This is a genomic window from Pandoraea sp. PE-S2R-1, from assembly GCF_002179865.1.
Classification (GTDB): domain Bacteria; phylum Pseudomonadota; class Gammaproteobacteria; order Burkholderiales; family Burkholderiaceae; genus Pandoraea.
The window spans coordinates 1-498 of record NZ_NGUR01000056.1; the positions used below are offsets into that span (position 1 = coordinate 1).

The following is a 498-nucleotide window of genomic DNA, read 5'->3' on the forward strand; positions in this document are numbered from 1 at the left end:
GGAATAGCTCTGCCACTCGGTGATCGTGCGTGAGATCACGGCCGCCACATCGACCTCTGCCGCTGGCGGCGGTGCGTCAGCGGCATGCGCGACCCCTACCGGAGACGCCTCATGACGCGCGATGCCCGCTACGGCGATCACGCTAGCGAGCGCAAGCGCGCTCAATGAGCTGTAGAACAGCTTGTGATTGCGAATCATAGGTAGTACTCCTTAATAAAACAAGGTGTTCTCGAATAACGCGAGTGAGTTTTCATTTCGGAAATCACCGGGAAACCCGACGGGTTTCACTTGCAGTCTTTCCAGTTCGTATAGGCCGAAGTATGGATGTCGCACCCCGTGGGATAAAGACATCAATCGTGGTTGCTTTGTATCCGCGACAGATACAATTACAGCGCCGTGCCCCGGCCAGATGAGGGCGCGCGCTTACCGCGGATTCACGTCTCCGGTTCGTTGACCTTCGGGGGTGAGGTGCTTGCGCAAGAACTCCATCGCGTCGCC

At 57.6% G+C, this 498-nt stretch carries 1 pseudogene; it reads right to left on the bottom strand.

Annotated features, from left to right (window positions below):
• Positions 1-198: pseudogene (locus CDV44_RS28550) on the bottom strand (efflux transporter periplasmic adaptor subunit); the annotation flags it as partial.
• Between the last annotated feature and the right edge of the window lie 300 nt (positions 199-498).